Below are 23,659 nucleotides of genomic sequence, written 5' to 3'. Positions count from 1 at the left end.
CCACCCCCCGCCGCCCCGGGAAGGGAAGTCCTCGTGCCGTACCTGTCGGCCGGAATCGACTCCGGAGACACCGCCTGGCTGCTCGCCGCCACCGCGCTCGTCCTGTTGATGACACCGGGCCTGGCCCTCTTCTACGGCGGCATGGTCCGCACGAAGAGCGTCCTCAACATGCTCATGATGAGCTTCGTGTCGATCGCGCTGGTGACGGTGGTCTGGCTGGTCGCGGGCTATTCGCTCGCCTTCGGACCGGACGCCGGCGGCCTCGGGCTGATCGGCGGCCTGGACCATCTGGGCATGCACGACATCGGCCCGACGAGCGTCACGGGCCATGTCCCGACGCTGCTGTTCGCCACGTTCCAGCTGACCTTCGCCGTCGTCACCGCCGCACTGATCAGCGGCGCCATCGCCGACCGCGCGAAGTTCGGCGCCTGGGTGGCCTTCGTTCTCGTCTGGACGCTTCTCGTATACGTCCCGGTGGCCCACTGGGTCTTCGGCACCGGTGGCTGGATCGTGGCGAAACTGGGCGCTCTGGACTTCGCGGGCGGCACCGTCGTCGAGGTCTGCTCCGGCGCTTCGGGACTGGCGCTGGCGCTGGTCCTCGGCCCGCGGCTCGGCTTCCGCAAGGAGGCCATGCGCCCGCACAACATCCCGCTGGTGGTGCTCGGCGCGGGGCTGCTCTGGTTCGGCTGGTTCGGCTTCAACGCGGGCTCGGCGCTCGGCGCGAACGGGCTGGCCGCGGCCGCGTTCCTCAACACCCAGGTCGCGGGCTGCGCGGGCCTGCTCGGCTGGCTGATCGTGGAGAAGCGCCGCGACGGCCACGCCACGACGCTGGGCGCCGCGTCCGGCGCGGTGGCCGGTCTGGTCGCGATCACCCCGGCCTGCGGCTCGGTGGACCTGATGGGGGCGCTGGTCGTGGGCCTGGCCGCCGGGGTGCTCTGCTCGTTCGCGGTCAGCTGGAAGTTCCGGCTCGGCTACGACGACTCCCTCGACGTGGTCGGGGTGCACCTCATCGGCGGCATCGTCGGGACCCTGCTCATCGGCTTCCTCGCGACCGCCACCATGACCGGCGGCCCCGAGGGGCTGTTCTACGGCGGCGGTCTCGGCCAGCTCGGCAAGCAGGCCGTCGCGGTGGCGGCCGTCGGGGGGTACGCGTTCACCGTCACGTACGGGATCGGGAAGGTCATCGACCGGCTGATGGGCTTCCGGGTCTCCGCGGAGGACGAACTCACCGGCCTCGACCTGACCGTGCACGCGGAGTCCGCATACGATCACGGCGTCGTCTCGCAGGGCGCCCCGCACGTGCACGCCTCGGCTCTCGCCCAGGCCCTTGCCCACGCCAAGAACAGGAGCTCCGCCGAATGAAGATGGTCACCGGCGTCATCAAGCCGTTCAAGCTGGACGAGGTGAAGACGGCGCTCCTGGAGCTCGGCGTCCACGGCCTCACCGTCACCGAGGCCAGCGGCTACGGGCGCCAGCGCGGCCACACCGAGGTCTACCGGGGCGCCGAGTACCGCGTCGACCTGGTGCCGAAGGTCCGGCTCGAGGTTCTGGTGGAGGACGCCGACGCCGAGGCCGTCATCGAGGCGGTCGTGAACGCCGCCCGCACCGGCAAGATCGGCGACGGCAAGGTCTGGTCGGTGCCGGTGGAGACGGCGGTACGGGTCCGCACGGGCGAGCGCGGACCTGACGCGCTCTGAGCGTTCGCTCGGCTTGAGGGCTTCTCTCAGCCGGCCTGGACAGTGACGCGCAGCGTCCCGTCGGGGCCCGCCAGGTACACCGGGGTCTCCGGGCCGCCGAGGTCGCGGACGGCGGCCCGGTCGGCGTCGGCCGGGGCCTCGGCGGCGGTGACGACGGCCGCCGCCTCCAGGGACTGCGCGCCGCTGGCGACCGCCATGGCGACGGCGGTCTGCAGGGCGCTGAGCTTCAGCGAGTCCAGCGCGACGGTGCCGGCGACGTACGTACGGCCGGTCTCGTCGCGTACGGCCGCGCCCTCGGGCACGCCGTTGCGGGCGCGGGCGGACCGCGCCAGGGTGATGATCTTCAGGTCCTCGGGCCCCAGCGGGGTCGCATCGCTCATACCGGCGAGCATAAAGCGCCCGCGAGGGCGGTGTCCGAGGCGGTGGTCCAAGGTGTCCGAGGCGGCGGTCCAACTCGGTGCGCAGACCGGTAACGCAAGACGGCCTAATGGGCCACCTGATCACGCTATAAGCGTCTTTTAGCCTTATTGCTGATGTTCGGTCATGTTCGGATTACTTCTTCCGCTCCCGGCGATACGTTCCCGGTGGCCGCCGAGGACACCGCCGGCGGCCACCGCAGCACGAAGGGCCCACGGGCCCATGGGCACATAGGAGGGGACCGACCTATGACCACCGGACCTGCTGTTCAACCGTTCGGCTCGCTGGGAGCCACCACCGCACGCGCGACAGGCGACCCGCACGTCGGGCCCGTGGTCGACGAGACCTGGGAGTTCGAGGGCGGCACCGCCTGGGTGTTCTACGCCGAGGGCCACACCGAACTGGTGAAGCCCGTCATCCTGAGCGACGGCTTCTCGATGGGACCGAGCAATCTCTTCCTGTTCTGGGAAGGGCTGGAACACGGCGAGTACCCGTTCGTCCGCGAACTGGGCTCCCGCGGCTATGACTTGATCATCCTCGGCTACGCCGAGCGGTCCGCGTCGATCCTGAAGAACGCGGAGGTCGCGATCTCCTGTATCAACCGCGCGAAGGACCAGCGCGCGGACAAGAGCGACCTCATGGCGGTCGGCGGGTTCAGCATGGGCGGGCTCGTCACCCGGTACGCCCTCGCCAAGATGGAGCACGAGGGCAGCAACCACGAGGTCGGCACCTACATCTCCTACGACAGCCCGCACCGGGGCGCCTGGATCCCGCTGAGCCTCCAGGGGCTGGCGCACTTCCTCGCGCCGATCAGCGACGGCATGAAGAACATGATCAACAGCGAGGCCGCCACCGAACTCATGTGGCGGCACAAGGAGAGCATCGCCGCGCCGGCGGTCGAGCACGAGAACCGCAGGATCTTCCTCGCGAAGCTGCGGGAGTACGGCTGGTGGCCGACCGGCCCCCTCAACCCGAACGGGATCCGCAAGATCGGCGTCGCCAACGGCTCCGGCACCGGCGAACCCAACGGTGTCCCGGCCGGAGAGCTTGCGCTGGAGATCACCGGCGGCCTCTTCAACAACACCGACCTCTACCTCCAGGACGACACCGAGAACCAGCTCGTCGCCTACCTCAAGGCGCTCCTCCAGCCCGCCAAGGAGGTCCGCACCCCGAGCCTGCCCGAACTCGACGGCGCCCCCGGCGGAACCCTCGAATCCTTCGGCATCGCCGCCGACGAACTCAACGGCGCCGGCCAGCCCGCCACCGCCCACTACCGCTCGATCGCCTTCGTCCCGGCCGTCAGCGCGGTCGCCATCCGTGACATCGACACCCACGAGGACCTCTACGCCGACATCAGCGCGATCCCGTCCCAGGAAAGCGAACTCGACGCGTTCCTGTGCGCCTCCCAGAACGAGGAACACACCCTCATGACGGAAGAGCTGGGCGGCTGGATCATCGACCAGCTGGAACTCAACAAGTAGCCCTCCGGGGGGAGGGGTGGGGTAGGAGTAGGGGAGGCCCGCCCGGGAGGGCGGGCCTCGTCCCGTTCAGGGCGGGCGTCCTTTCAGCCTCCGCCGGCAACCGTCTGCGGAATAGCGGTGGGGCGGCCACGCTGAGCGGCCTAGGTGGCCAGCCGCACTCCGGGTGCATCTCTCGGCCTGGCGCGCGTAGAACGGCCGGCAGGGCGAGGGAGGGGGCACGCCGGCGCGATCGACCGCCGCCGACGCAGTATTGGGCGAGCCGCCGTACCGCCGCCGCCAACCCCGCGCACCATACGCGGCACCGCAGGCCGCCGGATGGCTGGCGGGGGGCGACAGCTGCCGCGATGTGGCCGGCACCGGGAAAGCCTCCGGCCCTGCAGGGCCCATCCCCGACAACCCCCAGCCTCAGCCCCAGCCCCAGCCCCAGCCCCAGCCGCAACCTCAGCCGCACTCCAACGGGCGCGGTTCCCAGCCGAGTTGAGCGCAGAGCGTTCCGTGCAGGAGGTCGGGGTCGACGAGCCGGCGGTCCTGCCGGGGCGCGCAGCGCCAGTTCAGGGGCCAGGTGAGGCCGGTGAGGGCGGGGATGCCGACGTAGGCGTCACGGCCGCCCGACCCCAGACGGGTGGTACCCGGTGGCCAGCTGCGCCCTGCTGAACTCCCGGGCGCAACGAGGAAGTACATCCACCGGCACCCCGCCGACTCCCCGATCACCGGCCCCGGCTCACCGTTCGTGAGAGCTTCGAGCCGCCTCGCCAGTTCCTCGCCGACCCCTTCCGTGACCCGGACGGCGTCGAAGAAGACGCCCGCCTTGCGGAGCCGGTGCCCGGAGACCGGCAGCCAGGGGTGCAGGACGTTCGCTCGGTTACTTTCTGTATTCATACGTCCACTGTCGGCACGCACAGCTAGCCTGAACAGGACCGGAGCCTCGACAGAGGCCGGGTGGGGGTTCGGGTCGAACTCCCGTGGAGACGTGTGGAATCGAGCTGACGGGTGTGGGGTGGCGAGAATGGGTCAGAGCGCTGGATCCTCGGGGACCGCACGGTACTTCGCCGAGCTATTGCGTACGTTCCGCAAGTCGCGCGGCCTCACGCAGGCCCAGCTGGGCGAGCTGGTTCATGTCTCCGACTCGTACGTCAGCGCCGTCGAGACGTGCGAGCGCATCCCGTCGCCTGAGTTCATCGCGGCGGCTGATGAGGCGCTGGAGGCGGGTGGACTTCTGGCGATCGCTACTGAGCACTTGGCTCACGACCGGTACCCGGCCTACTTCAAGGACTTCGCCAAGCTGGAAGCGGAGGCGATGAGCATCTCCTCGTACAGCACCCACGTGCTCCACGGATTGCTGCAGATCGAGGAGTACGCCGAGGCTGTGATCAGCAGCGAGTTCCCGCCGCTGGATGAAGAGGAGATCAACCGGCTGGTAGACGCACGCGGAGCGCGCAAGGGACTGTTCGTCCGCAAGCCCACCGCGTTGCTCAGCTTCGTCATCGAGGAGTCCGTCCTGCGGCGCCAGGTGGGCGAGCGCGACATGATGTACGCCCAGTGCGAGCACCTGCTTAGTTGCGCAAGCATGCGCAACGTCACCATCCAGGTGATGCCACTGGCTCGTGGAAATCACGCCGGGCTGGACGGCCCCATGACTCTGATCGAAACCCCGGGACACAAGCAGTTGGTCTACCTCGAAGTACAGGGCAACAGTCAGATCCTTGCGCCCGCCGATGAGGTGGCCCGCTTCTCCCAGCGGTATGCGATGATCCGAACTCAGGCCCTGGGACTTGAGGAATCCGTGGCCCTGATCAAGGAGTTGGCGTCACAGCTATGAGCGACCTGATGTGGTTCAAGTCCAGCTACAGCGGCTCCAGCGGCGGCGAGTGCGTCGAAGTCGCTTACGACTGGCGCAAGTCCACCCACAGTGGCGGCGAGGGTGGCGAGTGCGTCGAGGTGGCTATCCACCCCACCACCGTGCACATCCGCGACTCCAAGGACCCGCAGGGACCGGCCCTCGCCGTTCCCGCCTACTCCTGGGCCGCCTTCGTCGCCTTCGCCGCCTCTCAGCCCAGCTGACCTGAGCCTCGGGGGTCTCGTGTTACTCCAGTCGGCTGCCGCGAACTACACGACGCTCTTCACGATGTTCGGCGCCATCACGGCGGCGCTCATCGCGGGGGCCGGGCTGCTCTATCAGATACGCCGTACGCGGGCGCTGGAGCGGGACAAGGCCACGTGGGCGGCCGAGCTGGAAGCGCAGAAGGTGCAGCACCAGCTCGATGTCGATCTGGAGGTGAAGCGCCGGACGTGGAACCACGAGCAGGAGACGGCCGAGCGGGAGCGCCGGCGGGCCGAGGCGGAGGCTGAGCGGGAGCGGGAGAGGGCCGCGCAGTTGGAGGCGACGGTCCATCGTGATCTGGAGCTCGGTGCGGCCGAGTACTGCGAGAAGCTGGCGCACGAGCTGTCGATGCTGCGCATCCTCGACCTGTCACGGCCGCTGGACCTGAAGAAGCTGTACGTCCAGGTCCGGGTGCAGGAGCAGGAGCACATGAGGTTCCTGAACGAGGCTGAGGTGAAGGCCCTCTTCCCGGATTTGCTGCCCGAGGTCGTTCAGGGCGTCTTCGACGACTCCGCCGGGGCGGCCCGCAGGCCGGTTCGGACCGCTCCCGTCACTCTCGCGCCCATGGAGGCGCTGCAACGGCATCAGCGCATCGTCGTTGTGGGGGATCCCGGCGCCGGCAAGACCACGATGCTGCGGCATCTGGCGTTCGTCATGGCCTCGCGACGCGGGACGGCCGGGACACCCGATCTGCCCGCGTACGTCGAGCTGAACCACTTCATGGCGAGCGAACACACCGACCTGCTCGACTACCTCGCCGAGTTCTGGGCCGACCGGTACGGGTTCGCGGGCTCGCGGGCCCATCTGGAGGCGAAGCTCACCGACGGGACGGCCGCCCTTCTGCTCGACGGCCTGGATGAGGTGCTGGGCGGCGGATCCACCGAGGAGGCGACGGCGGCGTACAACAACGTCGTGCGGGAGGTGAACCGGCTGGCGGCCCGGTTTCCGAGGGCGCCCATCGCCGTCACCTGCCGGCGGCACGGCTGGCGCGGTGGGCTGCAGCCGTTTCAGGTGATGGAGGCGCTCGACTTCGAGTGGCCGCAGATCAAGACGTTCATCGCGAACTGGTTCGGCGCGAAGGACGGGCGTACCGGCGCGCTGATGCACGCGCTGTCCGGGAATTCCCGGCTGCAGACGCTGGCCGCGAACCCCCTGCTGCTCAGCCTGATCGCCATCGTCTACGAGCGGGATCTCGAACTTCCTGAGCGGCGGGCGGCGTTGTACCGCCGATGTGTGGAGGTGATGTTGCGTGAGTGGGACGCCCACCGGCAGATCTCCCGGTACAGCCGCTTCACCACGGACAACAAGCAGGACCTTCTCAAGCAGATCGCCTGGCACTACCACCGGCTGGGTCAGCGCTATTTCGCCGAGGACGATCTGCTGACGCTCATCGCGGACTATCTGCCGACGATCGATCTCCCGCCGGGCGACAACCGCGCCATCCTCGACGAGATCGCCGCCCAGTACGGCCTGCTCAAGGCTCAGGCGCACGGCTGGTACGGGTTTCTGCATCTGACGCTCCAGGAGCACTTCGCCGCCACCGCTCTGTGGGAGCGCGGTCCCGAAGGGATCGAACTGGCGACGGCGAAGCGCTACGACCCGTGGTGGGAGGAGGTCATCCTGCTGCTCGCGGGATCGCTGCCGGACGCCACTCCCCTGCTGCTCGGACTGCTGCAGCTGCCGGTCGACGGATCCGGCCGGGAGGGCGACGTCCTCGATCTGCCGGACGACGATCTGTTCCACACGGACCTGCTCATGGCGGCGAGCTGCCTGACCGGCAGCCCCCGCATCACCGACACCCGGCTGCGGCAGCAGATCGTGCGCTCTCTCTGGCGGTTGTGCGAGACCACCCCGTACTGGAACGAGCGGGAACGGGCCGCACAGGTACTGGTGGCACTGCTCGGATCGGGACGCCAACTACCCGAGATCATCAACTACATCGCTGATGACCGGAACTCCGAAGCGACGCGGATGTCCCTGGTCACCACGCTGGGTACGCTCGGTGGCCGAGGGGTCGGCGACAGGCTGCTCGGGCTGCTCGTACTGCGGCCGGACCTGTCCGTGGAACTGCGGCAGCAGATCGTGTGGGCGGTGGGGAGACTGCGGGTCGCCGGCGCGGTACCCGCGCTCCTGAAGGAGCTGGCGGTCCAGGTCGCCCGTCCGGACACGTCCGCGACCGGCCCCAGGAGAGCCCAGGGCCTACGGACGGTCGTGGAGGCGCTGGGTGCCACCGGTGGCCCTGCCGACACGCTCCTTCTGCTCCTGGACCAGGAGGTCGGATCGAGGTACAGCTCTCTGGTCCAGGCTGTGGGACGCGCCTTGGTGCAACTCGATGATCCCGCCGTGCCCGACCTCATCCTGCGCCACGCGGAGCGGAGGGGCGGATGGAATCTGGGCTCCGGTGCGACCCTGGCCGGAACCTACTTGGAGATCGTCGGAGAACCGGGCTTCCGGTCGCTCCTCGATACTGTCCTCACTGGTTCGTTTTCCGAGTCGGACGCAGCCCTCATCATGGGCAACCTGACGGACTTCGTCACGAGGGGACACGGCCGGGACGCGCGGGACGATCTGCTGATCCTGGCCCGCGATGACTCCCGCTCCTGGCAGGTCCGCTGGCTCAGCATGGAGTGTCTGGAACATCTGCCGGGGAACCCGGAAGATCTCGTTTCGCTGATCTCCCATTCCGACCGGTACGTCGCGGTTTCCGCGGCGATCACGCTGGCAGCGTGGGGAGCACCGGATCATCTCCCCCTGGTCCAGGAGGCGATCCTTGAGCACGACCTGACAACCGTCATGGCCTCGTTCCCGCTCCCGGGCGGCTTCTGGAGCCGGTCCATCATCGATCGCGTGGTAAGGACCCTGACGGCCTACCACGATCCCGCATTCTCCCGCCGGCTCGCCAGGGCGGTGCCCGAGGACGAGCTCCAGTTGTCGTCCAAAGCCCGCTGGAATACGGAGTTCGACCCGGAGGCGGCCTCCGACCGCTATCTCCGATGGCTCAACGACCCGGGGTACGACCCGCTGGCGGTTTACGCGCCGTGGGAGCTGCCCCGTTCGCGCGTGCCCGGGGCCTTGGCGGGGATCCGCGCTCTCCGCTCCCAGCCGGACACCATCCGCGACCCCGCGACCAGCCGGCTCATGAGCGCGATCTCCGAGGTCGGCGACGACTCGGACACCGTCGTCGGACTCCTGTCGCTGGTCGACCTGTTCGGGAGCCTTCCGCACTTCGTCGATCAGGGTAACGGGGCGAACGAGACGTATCACGGCCTGCACCGGGCCCTCTATGTGGTCAGCCGCCGCGCCCGCGTGCGCGTGCTCAAGGACGGGACCGTCGTCCCGATCACGTCCGAGTAGCCGCGCCGCAGCGCTATTCGCTGCCGTTCACCGCGGCCGCCGGGCCGCCGTTCGACCCCGCTGTAGCGCCGATCGGCTCGACCAGCACCGTGCCGATGCGGTTGCGGCGGCCGGCCTGGGTTTCTGCGGTGAGGCGGAGGGCGGTGGGCTGGGCCGGGGTGTAGGCGCCGTCCTGGGGGAGTTCGACGAAGGCGGAGGCGCCGGGGATCGGGACGCGGCCGAGGGACTTGGCGAGGAGGCCGCCGACGGTTTCGACGTCGTCGTCGTCGAGTTCGACGCCGTAGAGGTCGCCGAGGTCGCCGATGTCGAGGCGGGCGGTGACGCGGTAGGAGCCGCCGCCGAGGTCCTCGACGGGCGGGACCTCGCGGTCGTACTCGTCGGTGATCTCACCGACGATCTCCTCGAGGATGTCCTCGATGGTGACGATGCCGGCCGTGCCGCCGTATTCGTCGATGGCGACGGCGACGTGGTTGCGCTCCTGCTGCATCTCGCGCAGCAGGTCGCCCGCGTTCTTGGTGTCGGGGACGAAGGTGGCGGGCCGCATGACGGAGGAGACGAGGTCGTTCTCGGCGTCGCGGTTGATGTGCACCCGGCGGGCGAGGTCCTTGAGGTAGACGACGCCGACGATGTCGTCCTCGCTCTCGCCGGTGACCGGGATGCGGGAGAAGCCGCTGCGCAGCGCGAGCGTCATGGCCTGGCGGATGGTCTTGAAGCGCTCGATCATCACCAGGTCGGTGCGGGGCACCATGACCTCGCGGACGATGGTGTCGCCGAGTTCGAAGACGGAGTGCACCATGCGGCGCTCGTCGTCCTCGATGAGGGACTCGGACTCGGCGAGGTCGACCATCGCGCGCAGTTCGGCCTCACTAGCGAACGGGCCGCGCTTGAAGCCCTTGCCGGGGGTGAGGGCGTTGCCGAGGAGGATGAGCAGGCCGGGGATGGGGCCCATGATGCGGGCGAGCGGCAGCAGGACGTAGGAGGCCGCCGTGGCCGTGTTGAGCGGGTGCTGGCGGCCGATGGTGCGCGGGGAGACGCCGACCGCGACGTAGCTGACGAGCACCATGATGCCGATGGCGACGCCGAGGACCTGCCACGTCTGGTCGAAGTGCCGGTCGCAGACGACCGTCACCATGACGGCCGCGGCCATCTCGCAGCCGACCCGGACGAGCAGCGCCACGTTGAGGTAGCGGGTGGGGTCGGAGGCGACGGCCATGAGCTTGTCGGCGCCGCGCCGGCCGGTGCGGACGGACTCCTCGGCGCGGAAGCGCGAGGTGCGGGCGATACCGGCTTCGGCGCAGGCGGCGAGCCAGGCGACGACGACGAGCAGTACGGCGGAGAGGACCATCGCCGTCAGTGGGTGGTGGTCGGGGCCGGGGAGGGGCCCTCGATGCCGCGCTCGGTGCGCCAGCCGTCGAGGATGGCCTTCTGGAGGCCGAACATCTCGGCCTTCTGGTCGGCTTCCTCGTGGTCGTATCCGAGCAGGTGCAGCACTCCGTGGACGGTGAGGAGCTGGAGCTCCTCGTCCATGGAGTGCTGCGTCTCCGCTTCCTCGCCCTGCTTCTTCGCCACTTCGGGGCAGAGCACGATGTCGCCGAGGAGGCCCTGCGGGGGCTCCTCGTCGTCCTTCCCGGGGCGCAGCTCGTCCATCGGGAAGGACATGACGTCGGTCGGACCGGGGAGGTCCATCCACTGGATGTGCAGCTGCTCCATGGCGGCCGCGTCCACGACGATCACCGACAGTTCGGCGAGCGGGTGGATCCGCATGCGCTGGAGGGCGTAGCGGGCGATGTCGAGGACCGCCTGCTCGTCCATCTCCCAGCCTGACTCGTTGTTGACGTCGATCGCCATGGTGCGGTGCGACTACTCTCGGTTAGGGGGTACGGGCTTTGCCGCCGTTTGCGGCACTTCGCCCGGCGTTCCCGTCGTCGAAACGCTCGTACGCATCGACGATGCGCCCCACCAGCTTATGACGCACGACGTCGGTGCTCGTCAGGCGCGAGAAGTGGACGTCCTCGACGCCCTCCAGAATGTCCTGCACCTGTCGCAGACCGCTCTTCGTGCCGTTCGGCAGGTCGACCTGGGTGACGTCGCCCGTGATGACCATCTTCGATTCGAAGCCGAGCCGGGTCAGGAACATCTTCATCTGCTCGGCGCTGGTGTTCTGCGCCTCGTCGAGGATGATGAACGCGTCGTTCAGGGTGCGGCCGCGCATGTACGCCAGCGGGGCGACCTCGATCGTCCCGGCGGCCATCAGGCGCGGGATGGTGTCGGGGTCGATCATGTCGTGCAGTGCGTCGACCAGCGGGCGCAGATACGGGTCGATCTTCTCGAAGAGCGTGCCCGGCAGGAAGCCGAGGCGCTCACCGGCCTCGACGGCCGGGCGGGTGAGGATGATCCGGCTGACCTGCTTGGCCTGCAGGGCCTGGATGGCCTTGGCCATGGCCAGATAGGTCTTGCCGGTGCCCGCGGGGCCGATGCCGAAGACGATGGTGTTCTTGTCGATGGCGTCGACGTAACGCTTCTGGTTGAGCGTCATGGGGCGGATGGTGCGGCCGCGGTTGGACAGGATGCTCTGCGTGAGCACCTGTGCCGGGGTCTCCCCCTCCGGGTCGGCCGCGTTGCCGTTGGTGCGCAGCATCGCGATGGACCTCTCCACTCCGTCTTCCGTCATCGGCTGGCCGGTGCGGAGCACCAGCAACATCTCGTCGAAGAGCCGCTGGATGAGGGCGACGTCCTTGGATTTCCCGGTCGCGCTGATCTCGTTTCCCCGGACGTGGATGTCGACGGCCGGGAAGGCCGTTTCGATCACACGGAGGAGGGCGTCTCCCGATCCCAGGACCGTCACCATGGGGTGCTTGGCCGGAACGACGAAGTGGGCGCGTGCCTGCGGCTGGTGCTGTGTCGGTGTCTGAGTCATGGGCCGGCCGGAGCCTGGGAAACCCACCTTCTGATGACGACATGCCCGGTGAGGGCCTTGGAACACCAAGGGTACGTCGGTGACCCTTCTGGCCCGAGGGGTTTTACGCCGGGTTTCGCGACCGGTTCCACGACCACCGCAATGACTGGTTCCGTGACGGGTGGGGTTTACGCGGGTGGGGTCCGTCCGAGGCTCAGCGCCTGCCCTTCCCCGCGGGTCCCGCCGGGCGGCGGAAGCCGATGGTGGGTACGGCCCGGGGCAACGGGCCGGGCCGAGTGCCGGACGGCAGCAGCGCGTCGAGGAACGCGTACCGGCGCATCACGTCCTGGTCCTGGTCGTCGAAGGACCTGGCGTGCTGCCACCAGGCGGCGATCTCGATCCAGCCGGGGGCCGACAGCGAGCCGCCGAATTCCTGGACGGACAGGGACGCCGACAGGCAGGCGAAGGCGAGCCGGTCGGTGAGCGGCCAGCCGGCGAGGGAGCCGGTGACGAAGGCGGCGACGAAGACATCGCCCGCGCCCGTCGGGTCCAGCGCCTCGATCAGCAGGGCCGGGACCTCGGCGGTCTCGCCGGTCGCGGAGTCCACTGCGTACGCGCCCTCGGCGCCGAGCGTGACGACGGCCAGCGGCACCCGCTCGGCGAGCTTGCGGGCGGCGGCGCGCGGGCACTCGGTGCGGGTGTAGTGCATGGCCTCGGTGGCGTTCGGCAGGAAGGCCGCGCAGTGCTCCAGGTCCGCGAGGTCGGCCGGGTCCCAGCGGCCGGAGTCGTCCCAGCCCACGTCGGCGAAGATCCGGCTGCCGTGCCGGGCCGCGTGCCCGATCCACTCCTGGCCGGGGCCGCCGGGCTCCAGGGAGGCCACGCAGGCGAGGGCCGCGGGCGGGCACTCGGGGGCGGGTTCCTCGGGCGGCGGCGCCTCGTGGCCGTGCGAGACCATCGTGCGCTCGCCCTCGTAGGCCATGGAGACCGTGACCGGCGAGTGCCAGCCGGGGATCCGGCGGGACAGCGTGAGATCGATGCCCTCCCCCACCGCCAGGCTGTCCCAGCAGTAGTCGCCGTACATGTCGTCGCCGAAGGCCGCGGCGAGCTTGGTGCGCAGACCGAGCCGGGCCAGGGCGGTGGCCATGTTGGCGATGCCGCCGGGGCTGGAGCCCATACCGCGCGCCCACGACTCCGTGCCCCGCACCGGCGCGCTGTCCAGACCGGTGAAGATGATGTCCAGGAAGACGGTCCCGGTCAGATACACATCGGATGCCGGGTCGCCGGGAGAGCGGACCCCGGCCAGCGGATCAAATACGGGCTGGTCGTCCATGAACAACACTCTGCCCGATGAGACTGACAGTGGAGGTCACAGACGCATGAGACTCGTGATTCTCGGTGGCGGCGGTTTCCGCGTGCCCCTGGTGTACCGGGCGCTGCTCGCGGACACGGGCGCCCCCGGCGCCTGCCGTGAGCTGGTGCTGCACGACACGGATCCGGTGCGGCTGCGGGTCGTCGCGTCCGTGCTGGCCGCCCAGGCGGCCGGGGTGCCGGGCGCTCCGGCGGTCCGGATCGCCCAGGACCTGGACGACGCGCTGCGCGGCGCCGACTTCGTCTTCTCCGCCATCCGGGTCGGCGGCACGGCCGGCCGGGTGTGCGACGAGCGGGTGCCGCTCGCGGAGGGCGTGCTCGGGCAGGAGACCGTCGGTGCGGGCGGGGTGCTGTACGGGCTGCGGACGCTGCCGGTCGCGGTCGCCATCGCGGAACGGGTGAAGGCGCTCGCCCCTGACGCCTGGGTCATCAACTTCACCAACCCGGCCGGCATGGTCACCGAGGCCATGGCACGGGTGCTGGGCGAGCGGGTGATCGGCATCTGTGACTCCCCGGTCGGGCTCGTACGCCGTGCCGCGCGCGCCGCGGGCGCCGACCCGGACTCCCCCGCGTTCCGCTACGACTACGTGGGCCTCAACCACCTGGGGTGGCTGCGCGGGATGTCGGACGGCGGCCCGGACCTGCTGCCGGGTCTGCTCGCCGATCCGAAGGCGCTGGAATCGTTCGAGGAGGGCAAGCTCTTCGGCGCGCCGTGGCTGGCCGCGCTGGGAGCGCTGCCCAACGAGTATCTGCACTACTACTACTTCGAGCGGGAGGCGCTGGCCGCGGTGCGCTCGGCCGAGGCGACCCGCGGGGAGTTCCTGGACCGGCAGCAGGGCGCGTTCTTCTCCTCCGCCGCGGGCCGGCCGGCCGACGCGTACACGCTCTGGGACCGGACCCGGCTGGAGCGCGAGGAGACGTACATGGCGGAGAACCGCGCCGCCACCGGCGGCTGGCAGCGCGATCCCCACGACCTGGACGGCGGCGGCTACGACCGGGTCGCGCTGGCTCTGATGCGGGCCATCGCGCGCGACGAGCGGACCACGTTGATCCTCAACGTGCCGAACGGGACGACCGTCCCCGCGCTCGATGCGGAGGCGATCATCGAAGTGCCCTGCGAGGTGGGCGCCTTCGGTGCCCGGCCACTGCCGGTGGCGGCGCCCACCGAGCACCAGGCAGGACTGATGCTCACCCTCAAGGCCGTCGAGCGGTCGGCGATCGAGGCCGCCGCCTCGGGCTCCCGGGCGGCGGCCCTGCGGGCGCTGGCACTGCATCCGCTGGTGGACTCGGTGGCGGTCGCGGGCCGCATCCTGGACGCCGCGCTGCCGCGGTAACCCGGGCGGCGGTACTCGGTGCGACGTGCTCCGGCCGGCCCGTGGGTCGGGCCGGCCGGTGCGTCAGGCCGCAGTGCTGTGCGTGCCGGCCCGTGGGTCAGGCCAGCTTGCGGCAGAGCAGGGCGTCCGGGGTCCGGCGGGAGCCGACGCGGCCGGTGTAGGCGATACCGGCCGCGTACTCGTCGGTGGCGCACTGCCCCTTGTAGTTCCCGGACGCGAACTCGCCGCCGGGACCACCGGCCGGGCGGTTGTCGCCCCGGTCGAACCAGACCGTACGGCCGGCGGTGCCCAGCGCGGCACGGGCCGGGACGCAGAGGGCCGCGGAGACGGCGGCGCCGCGGACGCTGTAGCCGTCGAGGAACTGTCCCGCCGGGCATTCCAGCTTGGTGTAGCCGCCCGCCCAGTCACCGCTCCTGACGTAGCTCTCGTCGCGGACGACGGTGTACTCGGGGGCCGCCGACCGCAGGTCACCGGCGCCGGAGTCGGTGCACAGACCGCGGTTCCCGGTGTGCGCAAGGCCGATCAGCCGCTGCCCGTCGGGGCAGGTGGCCTTGCGCGCTCCGGAGTCCCAGTCGGGCCCGCCGCGCATCCGCAGGGACCGGACGGCGTCGGCGTTGTCCAGGTCGAGCATGTTCCAGCGGGCCGGTACCGCCACCTGTCCGGTCCTGGAGGGGGCGGTGATCAGGTGGTTCCACGCGGCGGACCGCCAGTCGGGGCCGTCGAGGATGCCCGTGCGGTGCCCGGCCGCGTCATAGCGCACGAGCGCGTAGGCGTCGCCCTGGCCGTTCCCGCTCCAGCCGACCACCGGCCAGTAGGAGAAGTCGGTGTCGTTGGCCGCGAGGAAGTCGGTGAAGTTGGCGAACCAGGCGCGCGCCTTGGGGTCGTTCTCCTCGGTGCCGGTGCCGAACTCGCTCACCCACAGCGGCGCCGTGAAGTGCTGCCCCTCGGTGGTGATGAAGAACGCCTGCTGCTGCAGGACCGCGAACAGCTGGTCGCGGGTCATGTCCTGGTAGCGCGGGTCGTGCGTCTCGCCGGTGCCGTAGGCGCCGGTGTGGTTCGGGCCGGTGTATCCGTAGAAGTGCGCGGAGTACACGAGCTTCCCGGACCGCAGGAGGGTGTGGGAGAGGGTGCGGGCCGGTTCCAGGGTGGGGCGGCCGTGCGGGAGGCCGTCGGCCGGGATGCCGGTCCAGTTGATGCCCTCGACGATGATCAGCAGGTCCGGGTCGGCCTCGGTGAGGATCCGGTCGCCGGCCTCCTGCGCGGCGCTGAACCAGTCATGGCCGTCACCGCTCCCCCAGTTGGGGTCGTCGAGGATGGTGCGCCGCACCTCGTTGTAGAGGTCGGCGCCCACGACGCGCTTGTTGTCCTTGTAGCGGCGGGCCATGAAGACCCAGTCGTCCTCCCACTGGGCGGTCGACTGGGAGGTGTTCCAGCGCTCGTTGCCGTCCAGGCCGCAGCAGAAGCGTGAGGTGTTGGTGTGGTTGTTCAGGACGACCGCGAAGCCGTCACCGGTCAGGGCCGTGATGACGGCGTCGTACACCTGCAGCGGTGTCTTCCCGCGCAGCTGCGGGTTGGCGGCGACGGCGGCGTCCGGAACGGGCGTCGTGTTGTGGATCATCTCGTTGGAGAACGGCAGCCGGATGCTGTTGATCCCGAGCTGGTGGTAGCTGCCCAGCAGGGCGGGCAGACTCGCCCGGTCCAGCCCGACGGGCATGTTGTACGAGTCCTCGCCCGCGTGGTGGTTGGCCGGGTCGTCGATGTCACCGCTTCCGGTCCAGCTGCCCTGCGCACCACCCCAGTTGGCGGACTTGAGCTTGAACCGGTCGCCGTTCGCGTCGACGATGTAGCGGCCCCGGGCGGACAGCGGTCCGGTCCAGGAGCCGGCGAGTTGGGCGGCGGTGAGTTGAGCCCCGGTGGGCTGGGCGGTCGCGTCGGGGAGGTCCGGCGCGGCCTGGGAGGCCGGTATCGCGGGGCCTGCCAGGAGCCCGGCCACCGTGGCCAGGACCAGGGTGGAACGAGCCAGGATTCTGTGCATCAATGCCTGCCTTCAGCTGGGTTGCCGAGGACCGCGACGCCGAACGGTTCGAGGGTGATCCGGCGCTGGGGGTCACGGTCCTGGTGCAGCAGATCCCGGCGTTCGCCGGGAAGTTCCACGACGTGGGTGCCGTCGGTGTGATTGAGCAGGAAGAGGATGTCGTATCCGTCCCCGGCGCGCACCGAGGCCTGCACCCCGGCCGGCAGCCCCGGCAGCACCGGGGTGACCCCCGCGTCGGCGAGGGCGCGCTCCAGGACGGCGCGCATCGTCGCCTCGTCCGGGCGGGTGGCGATGTAGCGGGCCGTTCCGGCTCCGTACCCGTGGACCGTCGCCGCCGGGCGGCCGTCCCAGCCGGGGCCGGCGAAGAGCAGCTCGGGGGCGGCCCCGGTCAGGACCACGTCCTCGCGCCACAGGTCGGCGCTGCTCCGTCCGCCGCCGGGGGCCTCACTGTCGGCCGCCTCCCGCAGGGGGAAGGTCGCGCCCTCGTCGGCGGGCCAGAACTCCTCGACGTACAGGCCGAGTACGTCGCGCAGCGGCGCCGGGTAGCCGCCCAGGTGGACCCGGTCGTGCTCGTCGACGATGCCGCTGAAGAACGAGACGACCAGTGAGCCGCCGTCCGCGACGAAGCGGGTCAGCCGTTCGGCGTGCTCCGCCGAGAGGAGGTAGAGCCCGGGGACGACCACCAGGCGGTACCCGGACAGCTCGGCCGAGGGGTGGACCACGTCGACGCCGACCCCGAGGTCGAAGAGCGGTCCGTAGTGGTCGAGGGTGCGGTCCAGGTGCTGAATGCCGTTCGACGGGTGCGAGTCGAGCTCGACGGCCCACCAGCTGTTCCAGTCGAAGAGCACCGCGACCTCGTTGCGCAGCCGGGTGCCCGCGATCTCGGGCACCGCCGCCAGTTCCTGCCCGAGCGCCGCCACCTCCCGGAAGACCCGGCTGTCGGGACCGGCGTGCGGAATCATCCCCGAGTGGAACTTCTCCGCACCGCCCCGGGACTGCCGCCACTGGAAGTACATGACCGCGTCCGCGCCCTGCGCGACCGCCTGCCAGCTCCACAGCCGCATCTGGCCGGGCAGCTTGGGCGCGTTGCGCTGCCGCCAGTTGACGGAGGACGGCGCCTGCTCGGTCAGCAGCCAGGGGTCGCCGCCGCCCGCGCCCCGGATTCCGTCGTAGGACAGCGCGGCACCGACATGCGCCCGGTCCCAGTTCGGGTCCGGGTAGCTGTCGAAGGCGAGGACGTCCATGGCGGGCGCCCAGTCGTACATGTCGACGGTCTTGTGCCCCGCCAGGAAGTTCGTCGTGACCGGGATGTCGGGGGTCACGCGGCGCAGGATGCGCGCCTCCAGCTCGAAGCAGGCGCGCAGGGCGTCGCTGCTGAAGCGCTTGAAGTCCAGCTGCTGCGAGGGGTTGGGGTAGGTGGGCGCCGTGCGCGGGGGCAGGATCTGGTCGAACGAGGCGTAGCGCTGGGACCAGAAGTCGGTCGACCAGGCGTCGTTGAGCGCCTCGATGTCGCCGTAGCGGCCGACGAGCCAGCTCCGGAAGTCGTTCTCCGAGGCCGGGCAGAAGCACTCGGCGACATGGATTCCGTACTCGTTGCCGACATGCCACAGGCCCAGCGCCGGGTGGTCGCGGTAGTGCGTCGCGAGCGCTTCGACCAGCCGGCCGGCCCGGTCGCGGAAGACCGGGCTCGACGGGCAGAAGTGCTGGCGCCCGCCCGGGGCCAGCACGGTGCCGTCGGCGGTCACGGGCAGGATCTCCGGGTGCTGGGTGACCAGCCACGGCGCGGGTGACGCGGTCATGGTCGCCAGGTCGACGGTGATGCCGTGGCCCGCCAGATCGTCCATGACGCGGTCGAAGTAGGAGAAGTCGTAGGCGTCGCGCTCCGGTTCGACCCGGGCCCAGCCGAAGATCCCGAGGTTGACCATGGTGACCCCGGCCTCGGACATCAGCTTCAGGTCCTGGGCGCGGGTGCTCTCGGGCCACTGCTCGGGGTTGTAGTCGGCTCCGAAACCGAGGCCGCCGAGCCGGCCGCGAAGGCGGGCGGTCCTGGCGGCGGCGTCGGTCGCGGCAGGGTCGGGCACGTCGGCATCGGGCACGTCGAGGGAGGGGGGTGTGGTGTCTGTCATCGGTGTGTTGTGGCGCGGCGGGGCAGGCCCGACGGCTCGCGCCAGTTCTCCTTCGGCGTTGCGGGAGAGGACGGATAGGACGAAGGGACCGACGGCGTCGTCGGAGGGGTGAGGTACTGACCGGCCGGGCGAAGACTGCCCAGGCGCGCTATTGACGAACCGTCAGGAGGCAGGCGGTCCGGCGGTGCTGGCCCGGATCACCAGGCGCGGCGCCACGGAGCTGACGCCTCCAGTGCCCGCCTCGCCGGTGTGGATCTGGTCGAGCAGGCGGCTGACGCACTGCCTGCCGACCTCTTCGAAGTCCTGGTGGACGGTGGTGAGCGGGGGCAGGAAGCAGGACGCTTCCGCGAGGTCGTCGAATCCGACGATGCTCACCTCGTCCGGCACCTTCCGGCCGGCCTCGGAGAGCGCCCTGACGACGCCGAGCGCCATCTGGTCGTTGGCGGCGAACACCGCCGTCACCTCGGGTTTCGCGGCGAGTTCGCGCCCGGCGGCGTATCCGCTGTCGGCGCTCCAGTCGCCGTACAGCACCGGTGGCGTGGCGGCTCCTGCCGCCTTCAGCGTGCCGTGCCAGGCCTCGGCGCGGCGGCGGGCGGCGAAGGAGTCCTGCGGCCCGGCCAGGTGCCACACGCTGCGGTGGCCGAGGTCGAGCAGATGCCGGGTGGCCAGCCGCGCGCCCTCCGCCTGGTTGGTGTCGACGCCGGGCTGACGGCGGCCCTCCTCCCCGTCCACGACCACGACGGGCAGCCCGGACGGCAGCCGGAGGGTCGGGGTGTCCAGGATCTGGGCCTCGTTCAGGATGATGCCGTCGACCGCCTGCAGGGTCAGCCGCTCGAAGGCCGCCCGGACCGCGCTCTCGGTCTGCGCCCGGACGCTGACCACGTTGACCGAGTAGTCGGCGTCCTGGGCGGCCGCCACGATGGCCTCCAGCGTGCGGGCGTTGCCGTAGGCGTTGAGGCCGAAGCTGATCACACCGAGCATCCGGAACCGGCCGGTGGCCAGCGCGCGGGCCGCGGTGTTGGGGCGGTAGCCGAGCATCCGCATGGCGGAGAGCACCCGCTCCCGGGTGGCCTCGTCGACGTTGCTGCGGCTGTTCGCCACCCGCGACACGGTCTGGCTCGACACTCCGGCCATCGCGGCGACATCGGCCATGGACGGCGGACGGCTGCGTGCCGCCCGTGGATTCGCCATGCCCTGATCCTCTCACTGGAGATGCCCTGGAGGGGCGCCGGATGCGCATCATGTTTGCGTAAACACGGAGTCGCCGTCAATGGGCTGTACTCAGCCCGGGAAAGCCAGGTGATAAATCCACTCCAACACCTTATATGCCGCATAAACGCGAGTGCGACAGAACCCTTGACACGTTATTTGGTCACCGGCACACTTCCGAAACGTGCCGGTCATGTTGGCGCAAACATCAGCTGCAGCCCTCCCGAAGGACCTCCCGTGAGAGTCGATCTGGCCCCGTGCTGCCGCCGGGGCCCACGGTGAAGCGCGGCGCCCTGCGGCGCAACGTCACCGGATACGCGTTCTTCCTCCCGTTCCTGACCGTGTTCGTGATCGCCGTGGCCGCGCCGCTCCTCTACGCGATCCGGCTGAGCCTCTACCAGGAGCGCATGGTCGACGGCACGGTCTTCACCGGCCTCGACAACTACACGAAGGCCCTCAGTGACCAGCTGTTCACCGCGGGGCTGCTGCGGGTGTCGGCGTTCTTCGTCGTCCAGGTGCCGCTGATGCTGGTCCTCGCCCTGCTCGCCGCCCTCGCGATCGACAGCGGACGGCTGCTCTTCCCGGCCCTGTTCCGCATCGGCATCTTCGTCCCCTACGCCGTGCCCGGCGTGGTCGCGGCGCTGATGTGGGGCTACATGTACGGGGACCGGTTCGGGCTGGCCGGCGAGCTCGGCGACGCGCTGGGCACCCGGCTGCCCGACCTGCTGTCCGCGCCATGGATGCTCGGCTCCATCGGCAACATCGTGACCTGGGAGTTCGTCGGCTACAACATGCTGATCCTGTACGCGGCGCTGCGCTCCATCCCCGAGGAACTGTACGAGGCCGCGGAGATGGACGGCGCCGGCGCCTTCCGCAAGGCCTGGAGCATCAAGCTCCCCGCGCTCCGGCCCGCGCTGCTGATGGCCACCACGTTCTCGGTGATCGGCACGTTCCAGCTGTTCAACGAGCCGAGCATCCTGCAGACCCTGGCCCCGGCCGTCGTCACCACCAACTACACGCCCAACCTGTACGCCTACAACCTCGCGTTCAGCGGACGGCAGTTCAACTACTCGGCCGCCATCGCGGTGGTCCTCGGCCTGGTCACCGTCGTGGTCGCCTACCTCGTCCAGACGCTGACCGCACGAAGGGAGCGGATGCTGTGACGACCTCGGCTCCCGGCACCACACAGGCGGCGGCACCGCAGAGCGCGCCGCCACCCGCCCCGCCCCGCAAACCGGTGCGCCCCCTCACCCGCCGGCCGCGCCGCCGGCGGCGCGGGAGCACCGTGCTCACCGTCCTGATGGCGCTGATGCTCGGATACACCCTGCTGCCCCTGGTCTGGCTGTTCCTCAGCTCGACCAAGAACAGCGAGGGCCTGTTCTCCTCGTCCGGGCTCTGGTTCTCGAACGGCTTCCACCTGTTCGGCAACATCCACGACGTCTTCACCTACAACGACGGCATCTACCTGCGCTGGTTCGGCAACACGGTGCTCTACTCGGTGGTCGGCGCGGGCGGCGCCGCGATCTTCGCGACCATGGGCGGCTACGCACTCGCCAAGTTCGAATTCGCCGGCCGCCGGCTGCTCTTCGCCCTGGTGATCGGTGCGATCTCCATCCCGGGCACCGCACTGGCCGTCCCGACCTATCTGCTGTTCAGCGACGCCGGCATCGTCAACACCCCCTGGGCGGTGATCCTGCCCTCGCTCGTCAGCCCGTTCGGCCTCTATCTGATGCGGGTGTACGCGGCGGACGCGGTCCCCGACGCGATGCTGGAGGCCGCGCGCATCGACGGGGCGGGCGAGACCCGCATCTTCTTCACCATCTCGCTGCGGCTGCTCGCCCCCGGATTCGTCACGGTGCTGCTCTTCGCGCTGGTGTCGACCTGGAACAACTACTTCCTGCCCCTGATCCTGCTCAACGACCCGAAGTGGTTCCCGCTGACCGTCGGCCTCAACCAGTGGAACTCCCTGGCGAACGGGGGTTCCGGCGGTACCCAGCCGATGTATCCGCTGCTGCTCACCGGCAGCCTGCTGGCCATCGTCCCGCTGATCGTGGCGTTCCTGTTCCTCCAGCGGTTCTGGCAGTCCGGTCTCGCCGCCGGCGGCGTCAAGCAGTAACGACGTCCAGCAGTAACGGCGTCAGCCAGCAACGGCGCCAGGCAGTAACCGCATCAAGCGGCAACGGCATCACCCTTCCGCGTTCCCACCCTCGTGTACGCCCTTCCCAGGAGTGCCCACAGATGAACAGATCGCTGCTCACCGCCGCCACGGCCGCGGTGCTCGCCCTCGGACTCACCGCCTGCGGCGGTTCGGGGACCGGCACCGGCGGCAGTTCCCAGGCCGATCCGGCCGCGGTGCGGGAGGCCCTCGGCAAGCCCGCGGACATCACGTTCTGGACCTGGGTCCCGAACATCGACAAGACGGTGGCGCTCTTCGAGAAGAAGTACCCGAAGATCCACGTCAAGGTCGTCAACGTCGGTCAGTCCGAGGCGCAGTACACCAAGCTGCAGGCAGCGCTCAAGGCCGGCAAGGGTGCCCCGGACGTCGCCCAGATCGAGTACTTCGCGCTGCCGCAGTTCGCCATCACCAAGCAGCTCGTCGACCTCGCCGGCTACGGCGCGACCGGGCTCAAGGACAAGTTCGCGCCGTCCGCGTGGTCCCAGGTGAACGTCGCGGGCGGGATGTACGGCATACCGCAGGACACCGGGCCGATGGCGATGTTCTACCGCAAGGACGTCCTGGCCGGGCTCGGCGCGACGCCGCCCAGGACCTGGGACGAGTTCAACGCCCTCGCCAAGAAGATCCACGCGGCCGACCCCGACAAGTACATCACCTACACCGACCCCGGGGACGCGGGGACCGGCAACAGCATGATCTGGCAGTCCGGCGGCTTCCCGTACAAGGTCACCGGGACCACCGGGGTGGCGGCCGACCTCAAGGGCGACCCGGGGGCACAGAAGTGGGCGGGCACCTACGGCGCGCTGCTCAAGGACAAGCTGCTCGACACCACCCCGAGCTGGAACGACGCCTGGTGGAAGTCGATGGCCGCGGGCAAGTACGCGATCTGGATGACCGGCGCCTGGGCCCCCGCCGTCATGGAGCAGAACATGCCGCAGAGCAAGGGCCAGTGGGACGTCGCCCCGATGCCGCAGACCACCGCGGGCACCCCGGCGAGTGCCGAGAACGGCGGCTCCTCGGTCGCGGTCACCGCGCAGAGCGCCAACAAGGCGGCGTCCGTGGCCTTCGCGCAGTGGCTGGACTCCGACCCGGAGGCCGTCACCTCGCTCAACAAGGACGTGGGCCTGTTCCCCGCCACCAAGGTGCTGCTCGACGACCCCGCGTTCCGGAGCGCGACCGTTCCGTACTTCCCCGGGTCCAAGCCGAACGAGATCTTCGCGCAGATGTCCCAGGCGGTCCGCCCCGGCTGGCAGTACCTGCCGTTCCAGGTCTACGCGAACAGCGTCTACAAGGACTCGGTCGGCCAGGCCCTCAAGCCCGGCGGCGACCTCCCCGCCGCGCTGTCCGCCTGGCAGGACCGGATCACGACGTTCGGCAAGGAGCAGGGCTTCACGATGAAGTGACGGCCCGTCTCACGGACAGCACCGGTCGGGGCGTCGCGCGGGACGCCCCGACCGGTGCTGTG

Annotated in this window: 19 protein-coding genes; 10 read left to right on the top strand and 9 right to left on the bottom strand. The window is 70.1% G+C overall.

The window, feature by feature from the left end; genetic code table 11:
- Nucleotides 1-33 precede the first annotated feature (33 nt).
- Nucleotides 34-1,362, top strand: a complete 1,329-nt coding sequence (locus LNW73_RS22155; RefSeq protein ID WP_250991086.1) for an ammonium transporter — start codon at nucleotides 34-36, stop codon at nucleotides 1,360-1,362.
- Nucleotides 1,359-1,697: a P-II family nitrogen regulator gene (locus tag LNW73_RS22150; protein WP_250991085.1), complete on the top strand. Its 339-nt coding sequence runs from the start codon at nucleotides 1,359-1,361 to the stop codon at nucleotides 1,695-1,697. Before LNW73_RS22155 ends, LNW73_RS22150 begins: the two co-directional genes overlap by 4 nt.
- A 26-nt stretch (nucleotides 1,698-1,723) precedes the next feature.
- Here the strand turns inward: LNW73_RS22150 and LNW73_RS22145 are convergent, their stop codons facing one another.
- A complete protein-coding gene (locus tag LNW73_RS22145; protein WP_250991084.1) occupies nucleotides 1,724-2,077 on the bottom strand; it encodes a cytidine deaminase in 354 nt (117 codons plus the stop codon).
- A 285-nt stretch (nucleotides 2,078-2,362) separates the two neighbouring features.
- Here LNW73_RS22145 and LNW73_RS22140 point away from each other — a divergent pair, with 285 nt between their 5' ends.
- Nucleotides 2,363-3,595, top strand: a complete 1,233-nt coding sequence (locus LNW73_RS22140) for an esterase/lipase family protein (RefSeq protein ID WP_250991083.1) — start codon at nucleotides 2,363-2,365, stop codon at nucleotides 3,593-3,595.
- Between the two features lie 441 nt (nucleotides 3,596-4,036).
- On the opposite strand, the gene LNW73_RS22135 is transcribed toward LNW73_RS22140, so the two are convergent.
- Nucleotides 4,037-4,474, bottom strand: coding sequence for a hypothetical protein (locus LNW73_RS22135; RefSeq protein ID WP_250991082.1), 438 nt, complete (start codon nucleotides 4,472-4,474; stop codon nucleotides 4,037-4,039).
- A gap of 127 nt (nucleotides 4,475-4,601) precedes the next feature.
- Between LNW73_RS22135 and LNW73_RS22130 the strand changes: the two genes are divergently transcribed.
- Genes LNW73_RS22130 through LNW73_RS22120 form a run of 3 tightly spaced genes read left to right on the top strand, consistent with a single transcriptional unit; the run spans nucleotide 4,602 to nucleotide 9,050 of the window.
- On the top strand, nucleotides 4,602-5,414 hold the full coding sequence (locus LNW73_RS22130) for a helix-turn-helix domain-containing protein (RefSeq protein ID WP_250991081.1): 813 nt from the start codon (nucleotides 4,602-4,604) through the stop codon (nucleotides 5,412-5,414).
- Nucleotides 5,411-5,656, top strand: coding sequence for a DUF397 domain-containing protein (locus LNW73_RS22125; RefSeq protein WP_250991080.1), 246 nt, complete (start codon nucleotides 5,411-5,413; stop codon nucleotides 5,654-5,656). Before LNW73_RS22130 ends, LNW73_RS22125 begins: the two co-directional genes overlap by 4 nt.
- Nucleotides 5,657-5,675: 19 nt before the next feature.
- On the top strand, nucleotides 5,676-9,050 hold the full coding sequence (locus tag LNW73_RS22120) for an NACHT domain-containing protein (protein WP_250991079.1): 3,375 nt from the start codon (nucleotides 5,676-5,678) through the stop codon (nucleotides 9,048-9,050).
- A gap of 13 nt (nucleotides 9,051-9,063) precedes the next feature.
- On the opposite strand, the gene LNW73_RS22115 is transcribed toward LNW73_RS22120, so the two are convergent.
- The 4 genes from LNW73_RS22115 to LNW73_RS22100 all read right to left on the bottom strand — a co-directional run bounded on the left by LNW73_RS22115 (nucleotide 9,064) and on the right by LNW73_RS22100 (nucleotide 13,276).
- Nucleotides 9,064-10,395: a hemolysin family protein gene (locus LNW73_RS22115; RefSeq protein ID WP_250975843.1), complete on the bottom strand. Its 1,332-nt coding sequence runs from the start codon at nucleotides 10,393-10,395 to the stop codon at nucleotides 9,064-9,066.
- Between the two features lie 5 nt (nucleotides 10,396-10,400).
- A complete protein-coding gene (gene ybeY / locus LNW73_RS22110) occupies nucleotides 10,401-10,898 on the bottom strand; it encodes an rRNA maturation RNase YbeY (protein ID WP_138353185.1) in 498 nt (165 codons plus the stop codon).
- Nucleotides 10,899-10,920: 22 nt separating this feature from the next.
- A complete protein-coding gene (locus tag LNW73_RS22105) occupies nucleotides 10,921-11,967 on the bottom strand; it encodes a PhoH family protein (protein WP_250975844.1) in 1,047 nt (348 codons plus the stop codon).
- A 193-nt stretch (nucleotides 11,968-12,160) separates the two neighbouring features.
- Nucleotides 12,161-13,276 (bottom strand): carbohydrate kinase family protein, encoded by a 1,116-nt coding sequence (locus LNW73_RS22100; RefSeq protein WP_250991078.1) that lies wholly within the window; start codon nucleotides 13,274-13,276, stop codon nucleotides 12,161-12,163.
- A 46-nt stretch (nucleotides 13,277-13,322) separates the two neighbouring features.
- On the opposite strand from LNW73_RS22100, the gene LNW73_RS22095 reads away from it, so the two are divergent.
- Nucleotides 13,323-14,648 carry a family 4 glycosyl hydrolase gene (locus LNW73_RS22095; protein ID WP_250991077.1) on the top strand — a complete coding sequence of 442 codons (1,326 nt, stop codon included), beginning with the start codon at nucleotides 13,323-13,325 and terminating at the stop codon, nucleotides 14,646-14,648.
- Nucleotides 14,649-14,745: 97 nt separating this feature from the next.
- On the opposite strand, the gene LNW73_RS22090 is transcribed toward LNW73_RS22095, so the two are convergent.
- The 3 genes from LNW73_RS22090 to LNW73_RS22080 all read right to left on the bottom strand — a co-directional run bounded on the left by LNW73_RS22090 (nucleotide 14,746) and on the right by LNW73_RS22080 (nucleotide 19,961).
- Nucleotides 14,746-16,683, bottom strand: coding sequence for a glycoside hydrolase family 5 protein (locus tag LNW73_RS22090; protein WP_250991076.1), 1,938 nt, complete (start codon nucleotides 16,681-16,683; stop codon nucleotides 14,746-14,748).
- Nucleotides 16,683-18,809, bottom strand: a complete 2,127-nt coding sequence (locus LNW73_RS22085) for a beta-galactosidase (RefSeq protein ID WP_250991075.1) — start codon at nucleotides 18,807-18,809, stop codon at nucleotides 16,683-16,685. The genes LNW73_RS22090 and LNW73_RS22085 overlap by 1 nt, the downstream gene beginning before the upstream one ends.
- A gap of 162 nt (nucleotides 18,810-18,971) precedes the next feature.
- Nucleotides 18,972-19,961: a LacI family DNA-binding transcriptional regulator gene (locus tag LNW73_RS22080; protein WP_250980157.1), complete on the bottom strand. Its 990-nt coding sequence runs from the start codon at nucleotides 19,959-19,961 to the stop codon at nucleotides 18,972-18,974.
- Between the two features lie 335 nt (nucleotides 19,962-20,296).
- Between LNW73_RS22080 and LNW73_RS22075 the strand changes: the two genes are divergently transcribed.
- The 3 genes from LNW73_RS22075 to LNW73_RS22065 all read left to right on the top strand — a co-directional run bounded on the left by LNW73_RS22075 (nucleotide 20,297) and on the right by LNW73_RS22065 (nucleotide 23,597).
- On the top strand, nucleotides 20,297-21,181 hold the full coding sequence (locus LNW73_RS22075) for a carbohydrate ABC transporter permease (RefSeq protein WP_250975849.1): 885 nt from the start codon (nucleotides 20,297-20,299) through the stop codon (nucleotides 21,179-21,181).
- Nucleotides 21,178-22,134: a carbohydrate ABC transporter permease gene (locus tag LNW73_RS22070; protein ID WP_374117254.1), complete on the top strand. Its 957-nt coding sequence runs from the start codon at nucleotides 21,178-21,180 to the stop codon at nucleotides 22,132-22,134. The genes LNW73_RS22075 and LNW73_RS22070 overlap by 4 nt, the downstream gene beginning before the upstream one ends.
- 122 nt (nucleotides 22,135-22,256) lie before the next feature.
- Nucleotides 22,257-23,597, top strand: a complete 1,341-nt coding sequence (locus LNW73_RS22065; RefSeq protein WP_250991074.1) for an ABC transporter substrate-binding protein — start codon at nucleotides 22,257-22,259, stop codon at nucleotides 23,595-23,597.
- The last annotated feature ends 62 nt before the right edge of the window (nucleotides 23,598-23,659 follow it).

Origin of the sequence: Streptomyces sp. RKAG337, assembly GCF_023701715.1 — a bacterium.
Lineage (GTDB): Bacteria > Actinomycetota > Actinomycetes > Streptomycetales > Streptomycetaceae > Actinacidiphila.
Note: the sequence above shows the minus strand (reverse complement) of the source record. Positions and strands in the feature narration are given on the sequence as shown.